This is a genomic window from Mycobacterium sp. G7A2 (assembly GCF_041902445.1).
Taxonomy (GTDB): Bacteria; Actinomycetota; Actinomycetes; order Mycobacteriales; family Mycobacteriaceae; genus Mycobacterium.
The window spans coordinates 896,008-913,140 of the sequence record NZ_CP169251.1 but is presented as its reverse complement, the minus strand read 5'-3'; the positions used below and the strand labels follow the sequence as shown (position 1 = coordinate 913,140).

Annotated in this window: 18 protein-coding genes; 8 read left to right on the top strand and 10 right to left on the bottom strand. The window is 69.1% G+C overall.

The genetic code is table 11. The features are described from left to right. The first annotated feature begins 183 nt into the window (after positions 1 to 183). The 5 genes from ACEWX3_RS04450 (at position 184) to ACEWX3_RS04430 (ending at position 3,024) form a co-directional block, all read left to right on the top strand. Complete coding sequence (locus tag ACEWX3_RS04450; protein WP_207064605.1) at positions 184 to 1,017, top strand: sulfurtransferase; 834 nt, start codon at positions 184 to 186, stop codon at positions 1,015 to 1,017. Between the two features lie 2 nt (positions 1,018 to 1,019). Next, positions 1,020 to 1,322, top strand: a complete 303-nt coding sequence (locus ACEWX3_RS04445) for a DUF1416 domain-containing protein (protein ID WP_152518725.1) — start codon at positions 1,020 to 1,022, stop codon at positions 1,320 to 1,322. A gap of 301 nt (positions 1,323 to 1,623) precedes the next feature. Continuing rightward, positions 1,624 to 1,941, top strand: a complete 318-nt coding sequence (locus tag ACEWX3_RS04440; RefSeq protein WP_152518726.1) for a DUF732 domain-containing protein — start codon at positions 1,624 to 1,626, stop codon at positions 1,939 to 1,941. Between the two features lie 178 nt (positions 1,942 to 2,119). Continuing rightward, on the top strand, positions 2,120 to 2,749 hold the full coding sequence (locus tag ACEWX3_RS04435) for an FABP family protein (RefSeq protein ID WP_152518728.1): 630 nt from the start codon (positions 2,120 to 2,122) through the stop codon (positions 2,747 to 2,749). Next, a complete protein-coding gene (locus ACEWX3_RS04430) occupies positions 2,749 to 3,024 on the top strand; it encodes a hypothetical protein (RefSeq protein ID WP_207064606.1) in 276 nt (91 codons plus the stop codon). Before ACEWX3_RS04435 ends, ACEWX3_RS04430 begins: the two co-directional genes overlap by 1 nt. A 300-nt stretch (positions 3,025 to 3,324) precedes the next feature. On the opposite strand, the gene ACEWX3_RS04425 is transcribed toward ACEWX3_RS04430, so the two are convergent. Then, a complete protein-coding gene (locus ACEWX3_RS04425) occupies positions 3,325 to 4,206 on the bottom strand; it encodes an aminodeoxychorismate lyase (RefSeq protein ID WP_374158750.1) in 882 nt (293 codons plus the stop codon). A 22-nt stretch (positions 4,207 to 4,228) separates the two neighbouring features. Between ACEWX3_RS04425 and ACEWX3_RS04420 the strand changes: the two genes are divergently transcribed. Continuing rightward, positions 4,229 to 5,311 (top strand): folate-binding protein YgfZ, encoded by a 1,083-nt coding sequence (locus ACEWX3_RS04420; protein WP_374158749.1) that lies wholly within the window; start codon positions 4,229 to 4,231, stop codon positions 5,309 to 5,311. A 143-nt stretch (positions 5,312 to 5,454) separates the two neighbouring features. Further along, the gene (locus ACEWX3_RS04415) at positions 5,455 to 5,640 is read left to right on the top strand and encodes a DUF3073 domain-containing protein (protein ID WP_207064609.1); all 186 of its coding nucleotides are present in this window, start codon (positions 5,455 to 5,457) and stop codon (positions 5,638 to 5,640) included. Positions 5,641 to 5,715: 75 nt separating this feature from the next. Here the strand turns inward: ACEWX3_RS04415 and purM are convergent, their stop codons facing one another. Beyond that, a complete protein-coding gene (gene purM, locus ACEWX3_RS04410; RefSeq protein WP_152518733.1) occupies positions 5,716 to 6,789 on the bottom strand; it encodes a phosphoribosylformylglycinamidine cyclo-ligase in 1,074 nt (357 codons plus the stop codon). A gap of 48 nt (positions 6,790 to 6,837) precedes the next feature. Further along, positions 6,838 to 7,455, bottom strand: coding sequence for a DUF2461 domain-containing protein (locus ACEWX3_RS04405; protein WP_207064610.1), 618 nt, complete (start codon positions 7,453 to 7,455; stop codon positions 6,838 to 6,840). Between the two features lie 118 nt (positions 7,456 to 7,573). Between ACEWX3_RS04405 and ACEWX3_RS04400 the strand changes: the two genes are divergently transcribed. Further along, positions 7,574 to 8,551 (top strand): NAD(P)H-binding protein, encoded by a 978-nt coding sequence (locus tag ACEWX3_RS04400; protein ID WP_207064611.1) that lies wholly within the window; start codon positions 7,574 to 7,576, stop codon positions 8,549 to 8,551. Positions 8,552 to 8,635: 84 nt separating this feature from the next. On the opposite strand, the gene purF is transcribed toward ACEWX3_RS04400, so the two are convergent. The 7 genes from purF to ACEWX3_RS04365 form a co-directional block, all read right to left on the bottom strand. Then, the gene (purF, locus tag ACEWX3_RS04395) at positions 8,636 to 10,183 is read right to left on the bottom strand and encodes an amidophosphoribosyltransferase (protein ID WP_207064612.1); all 1,548 of its coding nucleotides are present in this window, start codon (positions 10,181 to 10,183) and stop codon (positions 8,636 to 8,638) included. Positions 10,184 to 10,322: 139 nt separating this feature from the next. After that, positions 10,323 to 10,715 (bottom strand): sterol carrier family protein, encoded by a 393-nt coding sequence (locus ACEWX3_RS04390; protein ID WP_207064613.1) that lies wholly within the window; start codon positions 10,713 to 10,715, stop codon positions 10,323 to 10,325. 17 nt (positions 10,716 to 10,732) lie between these two features. Continuing rightward, on the bottom strand, positions 10,733 to 11,362 hold the full coding sequence (locus ACEWX3_RS04385; RefSeq protein WP_374158748.1) for a CPBP family intramembrane glutamic endopeptidase: 630 nt from the start codon (positions 11,360 to 11,362) through the stop codon (positions 10,733 to 10,735). 10 nt (positions 11,363 to 11,372) lie between these two features. After that, positions 11,373 to 13,094, bottom strand: a complete 1,722-nt coding sequence (locus ACEWX3_RS04380) for an alpha/beta hydrolase (protein WP_374159781.1) — start codon at positions 13,092 to 13,094, stop codon at positions 11,373 to 11,375. Between the two features lie 25 nt (positions 13,095 to 13,119). After that, positions 13,120 to 15,405 carry a phosphoribosylformylglycinamidine synthase subunit PurL gene (purL, locus tag ACEWX3_RS04375; protein ID WP_374159780.1) on the bottom strand — a complete coding sequence of 762 codons (2,286 nt, stop codon included), beginning with the start codon at positions 15,403 to 15,405 and terminating at the stop codon, positions 13,120 to 13,122. A 50-nt stretch (positions 15,406 to 15,455) separates the two neighbouring features. Next, the gene (locus ACEWX3_RS04370) at positions 15,456 to 15,803 is read right to left on the bottom strand and encodes a VOC family protein (RefSeq protein ID WP_207064615.1); all 348 of its coding nucleotides are present in this window, start codon (positions 15,801 to 15,803) and stop codon (positions 15,456 to 15,458) included. 14 nt (positions 15,804 to 15,817) lie between these two features. Beyond that, positions 15,818 to 17,113 (bottom strand): M18 family aminopeptidase, encoded by a 1,296-nt coding sequence (locus ACEWX3_RS04365; RefSeq protein ID WP_207064616.1) that lies wholly within the window; start codon positions 17,111 to 17,113, stop codon positions 15,818 to 15,820. Between the last annotated feature and the right edge of the window lie 20 nt (positions 17,114 to 17,133).

The window sequence follows — 17,133 nt, the reverse complement described above, 5'->3', positions numbered from 1 at the left end:
GCGTAGCGCTCTGCGAGCGGCCACGGCGATCTGCCGCGCCCAGCGATCTGACAACCCAACAGGAGCACAACCATGTGGCATATGCCGAACCCGATCATCAGCGCCGCTGTTGCGGTGACTGCTGGGCGCTCCCCCTCCGCACCACCCGATAACACCTGACCGGCAACCGAAAGGATTTCCTTCATGGCACGCTCCGACGTCCTGGTCACAGCAGACTGGGCCGAGAGCAATCTCGATGCGCCGAAGACCGTCTTCGTCGAGGTCGACGAGGACACCAGCGCCTACGACACCGGGCACATCCCGGGCGCCGTCAAGCTCGACTGGAAGACCGACCTGCAGGATCCCGTTCGGCGTGACTTCGTCGACGCGGCTCAGTTCTCCAAGCTGCTGTCGGAGCGCGGTATCGGCAACGACGACACCGTGGTCCTCTACGGCGGGAACAACAACTGGTTCGCGGCCTACGCCTACTGGTACTTCAAGCTCTACGGCCACCAGGACGTGAAGCTGCTCGACGGCGGCCGCAAGAAGTGGGAGCTCGACGCCCGCCCGCTGTCCACAGATGCGGTGACCCGCCCGGAGACCAGCTACACCGCCAAGGACCCGGACAACTCGATCCGCGCGTTCCGCGACGAGGTGATCGCGGCGATCGGCACCAAGAACCTGGTCGACGTGCGCTCCCCCGATGAGTTCTCCGGCAAGATTCTCGCCCCGGCACACCTGCCGCAGGAGCAGAGCCAACGTCCCGGGCATGTTCCCAGCGCCATCAACGTTCCCTGGAGCAAGGCGGCCAACGAGGACGGCACCTTCAAGTCCGACGAGGACCTGGCCAAGTTGTACGCCGACGCCGGGCTGGACGGTGAGAAGGAGACCATCGCGTACTGCCGTATCGGTGAGCGCTCCTCGCACACCTGGTTCGTGCTGCAGGAACTGCTGGGCCACAAGAACGTGAAGAACTACGACGGCAGTTGGACGGAATACGGCTCCCTGGTGGGCGCCCCGATCGAGTTGGGAAGTTAATCATGTGCTCTGCACCGAAACAAGGACAGGCGTTGCCCGCGGGCGTGGACCTGGAGAAGGAAACGGTGATCACCGGCCGCGTCGTCGACGGCTCGGGTCAGCCGGTGGGTGGGGCGTTCGTGCGTCTGCTCGACGGCTCTGACGAGTTCACCGCCGAGGTCGTCGCGTCGGCGACCGGCGACTTCCGCTTCTTCGCCGCGCCGGGCACCTGGACGCTACGCGCGCTGTCGAAGGTCGGCAACGGCGATGCCACCGTGGCGCCGACGGGCGCGGGGATCCACGAGGTCGACGTCAAGGTCGCGTGACGGAGTCACGCAAACCAGGCGCGGCGTGACGGAGTCACGCAAACCAGGCGCGGCGTGACGGAGTCACGCAAACCAGGCGAGGCGTGACGGAGTCACGCAAGGCGGCTGGAGCGTGACGGAGTCACGCAAACCCGCAGAGCCCGGTTTCACGTGCTGTCAATCGTGTGTTCCGTCGCTCTTGCTGGGAAAGTGCTGCGGATTCAGTGGTGGTCAGCGACGATATGGGGACTTCCCGCGCCGTTCGGCGCGGGTTGCCCCAGTCACCGCGCGGCCAGTCGCGCGTAGCGCAAGGACCCGAGAGATGAAGATCACGATCGCCTGGTTGTCCGCATCATTCGGGGCGGTTGCGCTGCTGGGCGCGCCGGCGGCGCTGGCCGCACCCGAGGACGATTTCCTCACCGTTATCTCCGGCGGTGGCATCACCTGGCCGGAGGACAAGACCCAGCAGGTCATCGAGACCGGATACGCCGTCTGCCAGGACTGGGCCAACGGGGCCACGTTCGAGCAGGAGGTCGCCGATCTGACCAGCGTCACCAGTTGGTCGGACTATCAGGCGGGCTACTTCATCGGCGCCGCGACCGGCTCGTTCTGCCCCGAGTACGAGTACAAGGTCAGCTGAGCAGCTGTGCTGACGGGTCGGCGCGGCCGGCAAGGCCGTAGCCGCCGGGAACGGTCAGCTGCGGGCGGCTAGACTTTTCTGCCGTGGTGCTGTTCTTCGAGATTCTGCTGGTCGTGGCGGTCGTGGTGATCACCTGGTTCGCCCTGTACGCGGTGTACCGCCTCATCACCGACGAGTCGTGAGTTCCGGCGACGAGGCGGTCGCCGCAGCCGCGGCACGCGCCAAGGAGACGGCCGCACGCAACATCCCGGCATTCGGTGACCTGCCGCTGCCGCCCGACACCGCCAACCTTCGCGAAGGTGCCGACCTGGACGATGCGCTGCTCGCACTGCTTCCGCTGGTCGGTGTCTGGCGCGGCGAGGGCGAGGGCCGCGGCAAGGACGGCGATTACCGGTTCGGCCAGCAGATCGTCGTCTCGCACGACGGTGGTGACTACCTGAACTGGGAGGCCCGGTCCTGGCGGCTGGACGAGTACGGCGAGTACGACAAGCCCGATCTGCGTGAGACCGGCTTCTGGCGATTCGTCACCGACCCCGCTGATCCGAACGAATCGCAGGCCATCGAGCTGCTGCTGGCCCATTCGGCGGGGTACATCGAGCTGTTCTACGGCCATCCGCTCAATCAGTCCTCGTGGGAACTGGTCACCGATGCGTTGGCCCGCAGCAAGTCGGGGCTGCTCGTCGGTGGCGCCAAACGCCTCTACGGCATCGTCGAGGGCGGCGACCTGGCCTACGTCGAGGAGCGGGTGGACGCCGACGGTGGCCTCGTGCCGCACCTGTCGGCCCGCCTGTCGAGGTTCATCGGCTAGTGCGGCGCATCAGAGTGTTGGCGGTGTTGGCCGCCGCAGCCACCGTGGCCGCTTGTTCGGGTTCGGCCGAACCGGCAGGTGAGCCCGGTTCCGAATCCACGCCGACGTCGGCGGTGCCCAGCGTGGGCCACGGCTCCCTCGCGTATTGCCTGCGCGAGCACGGCGTCTCGGCTGGTCCCGGCCCGATGCCCGGGCCCCCGCCCGGGGTGGACGTCCAGGTGTGGCACGAGGCGATGTCGGAGTGTTCGTCCCTGGCACCGGGTCCCGCGGGCTAGCAGCCCTCTCAGCTCAGCACTTTCTCGGCTCTGTCGGCAGACATGCAGCGCTCGGCTCTGTCGGCAGACATGGAGCGGCCCCCGAGCCGTGGTTCCTCGCCGGACAAGGCTGAGGGGCTCGGGGGCCGGGTGACTGCGGGGAATTCGCCAGCGCGCACAGGTGCGTCGAGCGCTTCCCGGCGCTGCTAGCTCGCAGCCACCTCACATGTCCATAAGTCACTCAATTTGTCGGACCACCTCCTTCCCTGTGTACAGGCGACCGTACCCGCGCTTCGCCACCGCGACAACCGATTTAATCTCTCAGCGATCGTGCAGGATCGCGGCGTCGATCAACGCGGCCATCTCGTCGGCCAGCCGGGCCGGCCGGAGCGGTTTGCCGTCGAGGGTGTGCACCCGCGCCGCCAACGTGATGCTGGACACCAGCCAAACCCCCTCTGCGGCATGGAGATCCGCAGGGGTCAACGCCTGGTAGTCGCAGTCGTAGCCCTTGGTGCGGGCGACCTCGAACAGCGCCTGCTGAGTGGTGCCCCGCAGGATCGGGTACCAGGGCGGCGGCGTGAGCAGGCAGCTGCGGCCCTCCTCCGAGGTCGTGGCGATCACCACGGTGGAGCGGGGCCCCTCGAGGATCTGGCCCTCGGCGCTGACGAACACCACGTCCCCTGCGCCGTGGCGTTCGGCATGGCGCAGCGCGGCCATGTTGACCGCGTACGACAGCGTCTTGGCGCCGGCGAGCAGCCACGGCATGCTGTCGACTCCGGCCGCGGGCAGTCCCCGCTCGAGCAGCACCGCTGCCAGCCCGTGGCGGCGCACCTGCGCCACCCGGTCGGGTACCGGGCCGATGGTCGCGTAGGAGGTGCCGGTCGGGTCGTGCTCACGACCGCGGCTGTAGACGAGTCTCAGCACGCCTTCACCGCCGCCGTCGGTGAGCCACCGCTCGGTCGCGATCTGCACCGCCGAGCGCCAGCTCGCCGGATCCGGGTCCGGGAGGTCGGCCATCCGGGCGGACTGCGCCAGCCGCGCCAGGTGAGCCTCGAGCAGGCAGGGAGCACCCTGGCGGATCAGCAGTGTCTCGAAGACCCCGTCGCCGCGGACCGCCGCCAGGTCGTCGGCGTGCAGCAGCGGCTGCTGTGGATCGTGCAGACGTCCGTCGAGGGTGACGACGACGCCCGGGGTATCGGCCATGAAGCAATCGTAGAGTTGAGGGATGTCTGCAGTTCCCGCTCCCGACCCCGGACCCGACGCCGGCGCGGTGTGGCATCACGGTGACCCGTTCGGCGAACAACGCGCCGCCGCCGACGGCGCGGTGGTCATCGACCGGTCGCATCGCACAGTGCTGTCGCTGACCGGCCCGGAACGTCAGTCATGGCTGCACAACATCTCCAGTCAGCACGTCAGTGCGCTGCCGGAGGGCTCGGTCACCCAGAACCTGAGCCTGGACGGGCAGGGCCGTGTCGAAGATCACTGGTGGCAGACCGAGCTGGCCGACCAAACCGTTCTCGACACCGAGGGATGGCGTGGTGAGGCCCTGCTCGGCTTCCTGCGCAAGATGATCTTCTGGTCCGACGTGACGGTCGAGCCGGCCGATCTGGCGGTGCTGACGCTGCTCGGTCCGGGGGTTGCCGAACCCGCCGTGCTCGCCGTGCTCGGTGTGACGACGTTGCCGGCAGAGGGCACCGCGGTCGCGCTGCCCGGCGGTGGCTTCGTGCGCCGTATCCCGGGCACCACCCCCGAGCTGGACGTCCTGGTCCCGGCTTCACAGGCCGCGGGCCTGCGCGAACGGCTGGTCGCCGCCGGGGTGCGCCCCGCCGGGGTGTGGGCCTATGAGGCGCATCGCGTCACCGAGCAGCGCCCGCGGCTGGGGGTCGACACCGACGAGCGGACGATTCCGCACGAAGCGGGCTGGATCGGCGGTCCCGGTGTCGGCGCGGTACATCTGGAGAAGGGCTGTTACCGCGGCCAGGAGACCGTGGCACGAGTCCACAACCTGGGCAAACCGCCGCGCATGCTGGTGCTGCTACACCTCGACGGTGCCGCCGACCGTCCAGCACCCGGCGATCCGCTACTGGCCGCCGGGCGCCCCGTGGGCCGGTTGGGCACCGTCGTCGACCACGTCGATCAGGGGCTGATCGCGTTGGCCCTGGTCAAGCGTGGCCTACCGGCGGATACCGAGCTGACCACCGGGGGCGAGTCCGCCGTCGCCGCCGCGATCGACCCGGACTCGGTGCCTCCCGCCGACGCGGTCGGCGCGGGCAGGCTGGCCGTCGAGCGGCTCCGCGGAACACGGTGAGCAGGACCACAGCACTCTGAGCACCCGGGCCTGCCAGCACCACGGCCTCCGGCACGGTAAGGTGTGGACAGGAAAATAAACACACTCAGATCGGAGCCGCCTGTTCATTGGGCCGCTCCGTTATTGCGCGAGGGGGTTCCCCCATGGGCCGCGGCCGGGCAAAGGCAAAGCAGACCAAGGTTGCTCGTGAGCTCAAATACAGCTCACCGCAGACCGATTTCGAGCGGCTTCAGCGCGAGCTGTCAGGCGCTTCCGACGATGACCGTTTCCACGGCAGCGACGGTGCACCCGACGAAGGCTGGGCAGACGAGGACGACTGGCGGCGCTGATCGAGCGCCGGTCGGCGCTTCGTTGTTCACAATCTGAGTTGTTCAGAGTCTGAGTCTGTTCAGAGTCTGGGTTGGTCAGAATCTGGGGTGTTGACCCACGAGCTCTGCGCGTGACCCGTCCTTGCTGCCCTTCATGACGGTTCCGAGGGGCCAACAGTTCAGGTGACGTGCGGTCAGCACGGCCAACGCGCGGTCGGTGTCCTCGGCGGCCACCACGGCGACCATCCCGACGCCCATGTTGAACGTCTTCTCCATCTCCGCACGTTCGATGCGCCCGCGCTGGGCGATCATGCCGAACACCGGTGCAGGCGTCCAGGTGCCCCGGTCCAGCTCGGCCACCAGGCCGTGCGGGATCACCCGCTCGAGGTTGCCGGCCAGCCCGCCTCCGGTGACGTGGCAGAAAGTTCGCACCTGCGTCTCGGCGGCCAGCGCCAGGCAGTCCTTGGTGTAGATGCGGGTGGGCTCGAGCAATTCCTCACCCAGGGTTCTACCGAACTCCTCGACGTGTCCGGCCAGATTCATGTGGTCGATCTCGAGCAGCACGTGGCGGGCCAGCGAGTATCCGTTGGAATGCAGCCCGGTCGAGGCCATCGCGATCAGTACGTCGCCGGGTTTGACCCGGTCAGGCCCCAGCACGTCGTCGGCCTCCACGACGCCGACCCCGGTCGCCGAGATGTCGTAGTGGTCCGGCGCCATCAGTCCGGGGTGTTCGGCGGTCTCCCCACCCAACAGCGCACACCCGGCGAGCACGCAGCCGTCGGCGATTCCGGAGACGATCTCGGCGACCCGTTCTGGCACGGTGCGCCCGACGGCGATGTAGTCCTGCAGGAACAGCGGCTCGGCTCCACACACCACGAGGTCGTCGACGACCATGGCGACCAGGTCGATGCCGACCGTGTCGTGCTTGTCCATGGCCTGTGCGACCGCCAGCTTGGTGCCCACGCCGTCCGTTGACGAGGCCAGCAGCGGCTCCCGGTAGTCGCCGCGGAGCGCGAACATGCCCGCGAAGCCGCCCAGGCCGCCGCGCACCTCGGGCCTGGTGGCCTTCTGGGCTAGCGGCTTGAAGAGTTCGACGGCGCGGTCACCGGCTTCGATGTCCACTCCTGCCGACGCATAGGAAATGCCGTGTTGTTCGGCGCGCTCGGTCATCGAGACAAAGGTTACCGTTCGGCGACTGCGGCCGGTATGCGCCGGTCGTCAGCCGACGTGACGGGCCAGCCATTCGTTGAGCGGCGCGGCCGCGCGCAGCGCGGTGACCACGCGATCCTTGGCCTTCCGGGTGCCCAGCCACGCACCGACGGGCCACGATTTCATCATCGCGAGGCCTTTGTGGCGCAGCAGCTCGATGCGCGGATGATCCTTGGGAAAGCCGCGGGGCGCTGTCTTGAGGACCTCGTGCGCCATCGTCTGATAGCCGGCCCGGTGCAGATCGGCGACGATGGACGCCAGCTCGGTTCCGGTGTCGTCGGCGTCCACGGCGGCGCGGAAGCGCGCCAACGCCGCCGGTTCGGGCATGTACAGCCCGCTGCCCACCGACAGGCCGTCGGCGGAGAACGCCACGTACCCCTTGCCGAGGGTAGCCGCGCAGGTGGTCTTGTAGGGCGTCTTGTCGGCGCTGAACCGCACGTCGCGATAGGGCCGAAACAGTTTGCCCTCGCCGAACTCGTCGGCCAGCTCGGCCAGCAGCTCTTCCATCGGCGCCTTGACCTGCTGTTCGTAGACCGCCTTGTGCTCCTGCCAGTACACCTTCGAGTTGTCGGCCTCGAGGCCCTCGTAGAACTCGACGGCTTCGATCGGCCATCCCCGGAACGCCATACCGATCATTGTGAGGTTCCGGCGCGGTTAGTCGGGTGGGGTTGCGGGCAATCCAGGTCCGCATCGGCAACGAAAGCCTCTACAGAGCATCTCGGCGACATCGACGGACGGAGCGGTAGTGACGGCTCAACTTCAGTGCCTGGTGACGGGCGCGACCGGCTACATCGGGGGCCGCCTGGTGCCCGAACTGCTCCGCCGCGGCCACAAGGTCCGGGCGATGGCGCGCAAACCCGCCAAACTCGACCGTGCCGACTGGCGCGACCAGGTCGAGGTGGTGCGCGGGGATCTGACCGAACCCGAATCCTTGACCGCGGCGTTTCAGGGCATGGACGTCGTCTACTACCTGGTCCATTCGATGGGCACATCGCGCGACTTCGTCGCCGAGGAGAGGCGTTCGGCGCAGAACGTGGCCGCCGCCGCCAAGGAGGCCGGAGTGCGCCGGGTGGTGTACCTCAGCGGGCTGCATCCGCCCGGCACATCTCTGTCGCGGCACCTCGCCTCGCGGGTCGAGGTCGGCGAGATCCTGATGGAATCGTCCGTGGAAACGGTCGTGCTGCAGGCCGGCATCGTCATCGGGTCGGGTTCGGCGTCGTTCGAGATGGTCCGTCACCTGACCGACCGGCTCCCGGTGATGACCACCCCGAAGTGGGTGCACAACATGATCCAGCCGATCGCCGTCGGCGACGTCCTGTACTACCTCGCCGAGGCGGCCACCGCGCAGGTGCCCGAGTCCCGCACCTGGGACATCGGCGGGCCGGACGCGATGGAGTACGGCGACGCGATGCAGGGATACGCCGACGTGGCCGGGCTCCGGCGGCGCGTGATGGTGGTGCTGCCGTTCCTGACGCCGACGATCGCGAGTTGGTGGGTGGGCCTGGTCACCCCGATCCCCTCGGGGCTGGCCCGTCCGCTGGTCGAATCGCTCGAATGCGACGCGGTGTGCCATGAGCACGACATCGACACCGTGATCCCGCGACCGCCGGGTGGTCTGACCGGCTATCTCGATTCGGTGCGCCAGGCGCTGAGCTCGGAGGGCTCCGGCGGCGACGGCGGTCGACGGCACCTGCTGCGGTTCAGTCCCACTGCACCTGAATGAGGGCCGGCGCTCAATCGATGACGCCGCTAGGGCCGGCTCTGGGTCGATGACGCCGCTAGGGCCGGCGCTGGGTCGATGACGCCGCTAGGGCCGGCGTAGTGCCGACGCGTTGTCGTTCTGGGCCTGGATCGGCACCCCGGTGCGTGCCGCGGTGGCCAGCATGTGCTCGATGACGTTCTTCCCCAGCGCGGTCTCGCCGGGCAGCTCGATCGGGTAGTTGCCGTCGAAGCAGGCCGAGCACAACCGGGATGCCGGCTGCTCGGTCGCGGCGATCATGCCCTGCTGGGAGATGTAGCTCAGTGAGTCGGCGCCGATGGCGTGCCGAACCGCTTCGAGCGTCTCGACCTCGTCGGAGTCCGCGTTGCCGGCGTTGGCGATGAGCTCCGCCGGGGTGGCGAAGTCGATGCCGTAGAAGCACGGCCACTTGACCGGCGGTGAGGCGATCCGCACATGCACCTCGACCGCACCGGCCTCGCGCAGCATGCGGATCAGCGCGCGCTGGGTGTTGCCGCGCACGATCGAATCGTCGACCACGATCAGTCGCTTGCCGCGGATCACCTCGCGCAGCGGGTTGAGCTTGAGCCGGATACCGAGCTGGCGGATCGTCTGTGACGGCTGGATGAAGGTCCGGCCGACGTAGGCGTTCTTCATCAGACCCTGGCCGTAGGGGATGCCGGATTCCTGCGCGTAACCTACTGCCGCCGGGGTCCCAGACTCGGGCACTCCGATCACCAGATCGGCGTCGACGGGCTTCTCCCGCGCCAGCCGCCTGCCGATGTCGACCCGGGTGCCGTGCACGGAGCGTCCGGCCAGCGTGCTGTCGGGGCGGGCGAGGTACACGTACTCGAACACACAGTTCTTGGGTGACGGGGGCGCGAAGCGGGTGGAGCGGACCCCGTCGGCGTCGATGGCCAGTAGCTCACCCGGTTCGATGTCCCGCACGAACGAGGCGCCGACGATGTCGAGTGCGGCGGTTTCGGAGGCCACCACCCAGCCGCGGTCCAGCCGGCCCAGCGCCAGCGGCCGCACCCCGTACGGGTCGCGGGCGGCATACAGGGTGTTTTCGTCCATGAACGTCAGGCAGAACGCGCCGCGCACCGTCGGCAGCAACTCCAGCGCGGCCTGCTCCAGCGACGAGTCCGCGGCGCCGTGGGCGAGCAACGCGCCCAGGATGTCCGAATCGGTGGTGGCGGTGGCGGCCCCGCGGCTGCCCATCAGCCCCTCTTCGCGGGCCCGGGCCGCCAACTCGGTGGTGTTGACCAGATTGCCGTTGTGGCCGAGCGCCACCCCGGTGCCCGCCGCGGTGTTGCGGAACACCGGCTGGGCGTTCTCCCACGTGGTGGATCCGGTGGTGGAGTACCGGCAGTGCCCGACGGCGACGTGCCCGTGCATGGCGGCCAAGGTCTGCTCGTCGAAGACCTGGCTGACCAGACCCAGATCCTTGAACACCAGGACCTGCGAACCGTCGGCGACCGCGATGCCCGCCGCTTCCTGCCCGCGGTGTTGCAGCGCATAGAGCCCGTAATAGGTGAGCTTCGCCACTTCCTCGCCGGGCGCCCAGACCCCGAAGACGCCGCATTCTTCTCTGGGCTCGTTGTCTACCTGCTCGGCGTGCTCAGCGGCCTCAGTCAACAGTGCTCCCTGGGGGCGGTGGGTGACGGGACCCAGTCTACGGTGAACAGCTGGAAAACGCGGAATCGACGGGTCGCGATTCCCGGAGTCGGATCCGGACTGCAGCCGGACTCCGTTGGCGGGATGTTGTTTTCGTCACTCACTCGGGCAGGCGGACCAGCGGCAGCGACGCCGCGATCTCGGTGGCTCGGGATCCCGACAGACTCAGCCGACCCGCGGCGCCGGCATCGGACACCGTCAGCAGGCCGGTGGCGAGCCGCAGCCAGGTGCGGGGATCGGTTTCGACCACGTTCGGCGGATTGCCCCGGGTGTGCCGAGGACCCTCGATGCACTGCACTGCCACGAACGGCGGGATACGGACTTCGACGGCAGCGCCCGGCGCCAGGGCCGCCAGGGTCCTGGCCGTGAGACGGACGGCGTCGGCGAGTTGCGCGCGGTCGGGGGCCGCGGCGGTGTCATCGCGCAGCCAGTCCGCCAGCGCAGCCACCGCGGCGCGAGTGGCGGCGGGGTCGACGTTACGAGGCACAGCCACAATCTAGGGAATTGGTCTCACGCGCGACCGCGACGGCGCTGAACTGCCAGCGCAGCAACCGCTCCGGCCTCGTTGACCGCCAGATGGGCCAGCATCGGCGCGGCGACGCTGGTGGACCTGCCGAACAGCCACCCGAAGATCCAGCCGGCCGTGCCGGTGGCCAGGACCGTGAGGATCACCGGCTGCCCGGTGGCCCGCGCGTCAGGTACGTGCGACAGCCCGAATGCGGCCGCAGCGAAGACACGGCCAGTGGGTTTGCCGAACACGTGGGCGGCCAGGATGCTCAGGCTCGCCCGGTACGCCACTTCTTCGGACCACACGGTGCCAACCGGAATGCGCACCAGCAGCCAGTGGCTGACCGGAGTCGGCAGCTTCTGCACCGCCATGCCCTCGCGCACGGCGGGGATCGCGGTGCCGACCGCGACCGCGAGCACCACCGGCGCCGCCGCCGAGGCGCCCCAGCGCAACCCCGACCACAACGCAGGCGGCCGCAGACCCAAGGGCGATGCACCGCTGAGCGCCCACACCGTGGTGCCGAACACCACGTGGGGCAGCGGATGCCAACGCGCCGGAATCCGCGCCGTCACGAACTTCCACCCGATCAGCGCAGCGGTCAGGGCACCCACACCCACCCATTGCCGCGTCATTCGCCGCCGATCATTCGCTGCTGCCGACGGGTTCGGTCGCGTCGAGTGCGGTGCGGATCCGCTCAGTGTCCGAGCGACTCCACCCGTCGGGCGCCGCGACGCCCGCCCATCCGTCGACGATGAAGTCGCCGTAGTTGTGGCCGTGTCCGCCGGGGACCGACACCGCGTTCGTCAGGTCGGCGGCGACCTGCCAGAACGTGACGATCGGGTACCACCGCATGGAGGCGGTGCGGTCCCGGCCCGCCGGCTCGGACAGCCAGTCGGGACGGGTGAACAGCAGGTCCTGCGACCACCAGACGATCGGATCGGAGGCGTGCTGCAGGAACAGCACGCGGGTGCCCTCCCAGGGGGGTGCGGTGTCCGCCGCGATCGCGCCCGCATCGTTGCCCTGCGAGAACCGCACGGTGCGACCGTCGTCGTAGCGGGGTTCGACCTCCGGCGTGCCCGGGTCGCGGCGCACCGTCAAGCCGTGCCACAGCGGGCTGGCGTTGGGCGGCCCCACCCACAGCACCGACGAGAAACCCATCCGGGAGATGTCGGGCAACCAGTCGAACGCGCCCTGCCCAGCCATCGATCCCAGGCTTTCGCCGTAGAGCAACAGCTTCGGGCGCTCGTCCTCGGGCAGCTGCACCCACCGGTCGTGGATGGCGTCGATCATCATCCGGCCCGCCTCCATCGACTTCTGTTGGTGGGCAAGGAAAGAGATCCAGCTCGGTAGATACGAGTACTGCGAACCGACGATGGCGGTGTCGCCGTTGTACATCATCTCGATCGCAGCGGCGGCGGTCGGGTTGATCCAACCGGTACCGGTGGTCGGCACGATGACGAGGACCTCCCGCTCGAACGCGCCGGTCCGCTCGAGTTCGCTCAGCAGCACGGCCATGCGCGCTTCGTCGGACTCGGCGGTCTGCAACCCGGCGTAGACGCGGATGGGCTCGGTGGCCGGGGCGCCGTTGAGCCGGGTCAGCTCGTCGGCGTGCGGCCCGGTGGCCACGAACGTGCGCCCCTGGTAGCCCAGTGTGTCCCACGGCGCGAAAGACTCTGGACTGCCTGACCTTTCGGCCTCCTGCGGTTGGACCACCCCGGCCTCGGTGGTGGCGTTCTGCGGCTGGAAGATGCGGTTGGCCCCGGCCAGGAAACCCCGCAGCAGCACACCGTTGACCAAAGTGATGACCAGCACCACGACGATGGCCGTGCCGATGAACAGCGCCAACTCGTCGCTGAGATGCCAGCGCCGGATGAAGAACCGCGCCATCGTCTTGATCAGGTCCAGCAGCAGCCGGGCTCCGGCGACGCAGAGGGCACCGACGGCCGCAGCGATCACCAGCGTGCGCAGATAGCTGAGCGTTCCCGGCCCCTGCATTCCCATCAGCGTCGACACCTGGCGCTGCCACGCGGCGGCGGGGATCACCATCAGCACGCAGGCTCCGACCGCCACGATCACCGTGGCCGCCTTGGCCGTTGCCGCGACGCGTGGCGGCGGTCGCCGCCAGCCGCGGCCGGCGATCAGGAATCGGCGGAACATCTTGACGACGAACACGCCGATGCCGTAGCCGATCGCGGCGTTGATGCCGCCGATGAGCCCGGCGAACAGCCAGTCGCGGGGCAGCAGGGACGGGGTGAGCGAAAGGCAGAAGAACAGAGCCGCGAACGCGATCCCGGTGAAATCCAGCCGCAGCAGCCGCCACGCCCACAGCAAGGCGGGGTGCTTGTCGGTCCGGTCGCGCTCCAGGACTGCCGTCACTCGACCAACCCGGTTACCCGAACAACCCGGGCAGCACGCCTTCCCACGTCCGCCGCAACTCAGCCAGGGTCACCGTGAACAGGTCCTGCACCTCGATCACCGGCTCGGCGGTTTCGGGGCCCTGGTCGACCACGCCCACACGGTTCGCGGGCAGGCCCCGCGCCTCGCACATCGCCGTGAACCGGCTCTCCTCGGTGCGCGGCACCGCGACCAGCACCCGTCCCGACGACTCGGAGAACAGTGTGACGAACGGGTCCCACCCGTCGGGAAGCACCAGCCGGCAACCGGTTTCACCGGCCAGGGCCGCTTCGACCACGGCCTGCATCAGGCCGCCTTCGGACAGATCGTGCGCGGCCGAGACGAGCCCGTCGCGCGACGCGGCGGTCAGCACATCGGCCAGCAGCCGCTCGCGTTCGAGATCGACCGCCGGCGGGCGGCCGCCCAGGTGATCGGCGGTGACCTGCGCCCAGATCGAGCCGTCGAACTCGTCGCGGGTGTCACCGAGCAGGATCAGCGTCTCCCCCGGCTCGTTGCCCAGCCCGGTGGGGATACGGCGGGTGACGTCGTCGATCACGCCGAGCACACCGACCACCGGGGTGGGCAGGATCGCGGTGGTCCCGGTCTGGTTGTAGAAACTGACGTTGCCCCCGGTGACCGGGATGCCCAGCGTCGCGGCGCCGTCGGCCAGCCCGCGGACAGCATGCGAGAACTGCCACATCACGCCCGGATCCTCCGGGGACCCGAAGTTCAGACAGTTGGTCACCGCGATCGGCGTGGCACCGGTGACCGCGACGTTGCGGTAGGCCTCGGCCAGCGCGAGCTGGGCGCCGGTGTAGGGGTCGAGCTTGGTGTAGCGGCCCGAGGCGTCGGTCGAGATCGCGATGCCGCGGCCGGTCTTCTCGTCGACGCGCAGCACGCCGCCGTCGGCGTGCTCGGCGAGCACCGTGTTGCCACGCACGTACCGGTCGTACTGCTCGGTGATGAAGGCCCGGCTGCACAGGTGCGGGCTGCCGATCATGGCCAGCAGCGTGGCCCGCAGCTCGTCGCCCGTGCTGGGCCGGGGCAGCGACGCCGACGTGTCGGCGATGAGCGCGTCCTGGGAGTCCGGCCGCTCGACGGGCCGCTCGTAGACGGGTCCCTCATGCGCGACGGTGCGCGGCGGCACGTCCACGACCGTCTCACCGTGCCAAGTGATTTCGAGCCGGTCTCCGTCGGTGACCTCACCGATCACGGTGGCCAGCACGTCCCATTTGCGGCAGACCGCGAGGAAGGCGTCGACGTTGTCCGGTGTCACCACCGCGCACATGCGCTCCTGCGATTCGCTGGACAGGACCTCCGCGGGGGTCATGTTGGCCGCGCGCAACGGCACCCGGTCCAGCTCGACCCTCATACCACCGTCTCCGGCGGAGGCGAGTTCCGATGTGGCACAAGATAATCCAGCGCCACCCAGGTCCTGGATGCCGACCACGAGGTCGTTGGCGTAGAGCTCGAGGCAGCACTCGATGAGAACCTTCTCGGTGAACGGATCACCGACCTGCACGCTCGGCAGCTTCTTGCGCCCCGAAGAACCGGACTCGTCGCCCCCGAACGTCTCCGACGCCAGCACCGACACCCCGCCGATGCCGTCGAGGCCGGTGCGCGCACCGAACAGGATGATCTTGTTGCCCGCACCGGACGCGAACGCCAGCTTGAGGTCCTCGGTCCGCAACACCCCGACACACAGTGCGTTGACCAGCGGGTTGCCGGCGTAGCAGGCGTCGAAGACCGTCTCGCCGCCGATGTTGGGCAGCCCCAGCGAGTTGCCGTAACCACCGACGCCGCGCACGACCCCGTCGACGACGCGGCGGGTGTCGGGGGCATCGGCGGCGCCGAAGCGCAGCTGGTCCATCACCGCGACCGGGCGCGCGCCCATCGCCATGATGTCGCGGACGATCCCGCCGACCCCGGTGGCCGCACCCTGGTACGGCTCGATGTAGGAGGGGTGGTTGTGCGATTCCACCTTGAAGGTGGCCGCCCACCCGTCGCCGATGTCGACCACGCCAGCGTTCTCACCGATGCCGGCGAGCATCGCAGAGCGCATCGCCTCGGTGGTGGTCTCGCCGAAATAGCGCAGGTGCACCTTCGAGGACTTGTAGGAGCAGTGTTCGCTCCACATCACCGAATACATCGCGAGTTCGGCGTCGGTGGGGCGACGCCCGAGGATCTGGCGGATCCGTTCGTACTCGTCGTCCTTGAGCCCGAGCTCACGGAAGGGCTGAGGCTGGTCAGGTGTGGCGGCGGCCCGTTCGACGGTATCCACCTCTTGGGTCAACCCAGACGTCACCGAGACAGTCTAGCCAGCGGGGCCACTCAGCCTCCGGCGACGCAGAAGGCGTTGCCTTCGGGGTCGGCCAGCACCACCCAGTCGAAGTCCTCGCCGAAGCTGTGCCGCCCGGTCTCCCGGGCGCCGAGACCGACCAGGCGTGCGACCTCGGCGTCCTTGTCGGCGGTGTGCAGATCCAGGTGCACCTTGTTCTTCCCGGGCGTCGGATCGGGCACGCGCTGGAAGCCCAACGCCGGACCGCCCTGGCGCACCACCATGACGAATTCTCCTGGCGCGACGGCATTCACCTCCCCCTCCACGACCTCGGACCACCACACGGCCAGGCCGTCGGGGTCAGCACAGTCGATGGTGATCATCGCCACATCCAGAGCCATGGGCTGACTGTAGGTCAGCCCGGTGACAGAAATGCGTGAAGCGCCGCGGAATAGTCGGCGACATCGGCGGCGCCCATCACCTCGCGCGCCGAATGCATGGCCAGCTGCGGCGCGCCGACGTCGACGGTCGGGATGCCGGTGCGGGCGGCGGTCATGGGGCCGATGGTGGACCCGCAGGGCAGGTCGGCGCGGTGCTCGTAGCGCTGCAGCGGCACCCCGGCCTGCGCGCATGCCAGCGCGAACGCGGCCGCGGTCCGTCCGTCGGTGGCGTAGCGCAGGTTGGGCTGCACCTTGAGCACCGGCCCGCCGTTGACCTCGATGAGGTGTCCGGGTTCGTGCCGGTCCGGGTAGTTGGGGTGGGTCGCGTGCGCCATGTCGCCGGAGGCCACCATCGACTCGGGCAGCCGGCGCAGGAAGTCCTCCCGGCCCCCGCCCGCGGCGAGGGTGATCCGCTCCAGCACGGTCAGCAGCAGTTCCGACTGCGCTCCGTGATCGGACTGGGAGCCGACCTCCTCGTGGTCGAAGAGCACCAGCACCGGCGTCACCGCGCCGCCGGCGGCAGCGGCCAGGAACGCCTGCAGGCCCGCGTAGCAGGTGGCCTGGTTGTCCAGCCTGGGGGCACTGACCAGCGCACCGTCGGCGCCTACCCGCCGGGAGGGGGCCAGGTCGTGGGTCATCAGGTCGAAGCCGAGCACCTCGCCGGCGTGGACGCCGGCCCGTTCGGCGACATGGCCGAGAAACGATCGGGTGCCCCCTCCCACGCCCCATACCGCGTTGACGTGGCGTTGCGGGTTGAGCTCGACCGCCTTGCGGTCCTCGGCGAGGTGGATGGCCAGCTGCGGCACCCGCAGCAACGGTTCGTCGATCCGGACCAACCGGTGCTCGACGGCATTGCCTGCCCGCACCGACAGCCGGCCGCTGACACCCAGCTCGCGGTCGAGCCACGAGTTCAGCCACGCACCGCCGTAGGGCTGCAGCGCCACCACCTGCCAGCCCGCCACGTAACGGTCCGGGTGCTGTTTGACCCGCAGGTTGGGGCTGTCGGTGTGGGCACCGACGACCCGAAACGGCCGGAACGCGCCGGCGTCGGCGGGTCCACCGGAGCGCCAGGCGATCAGCGAGCCGGCCCGCACGACGAAGTGATCTCCGACCGCAGGCCAGGGGTCACTCTCGGAGAGTTCGGTGAACCCGGCGGCCAGCAGCCGGTCGGCCGCGGTGCGGCACACGTGGAACGGCGAGGGGGACGCGTCGACGAAATCACAGAGTCCGTCGGCGGTCGCCGTGAGCGGAGAGAGCGCAGATTCAGCCATAGCAAGCTCATCCTTACCCC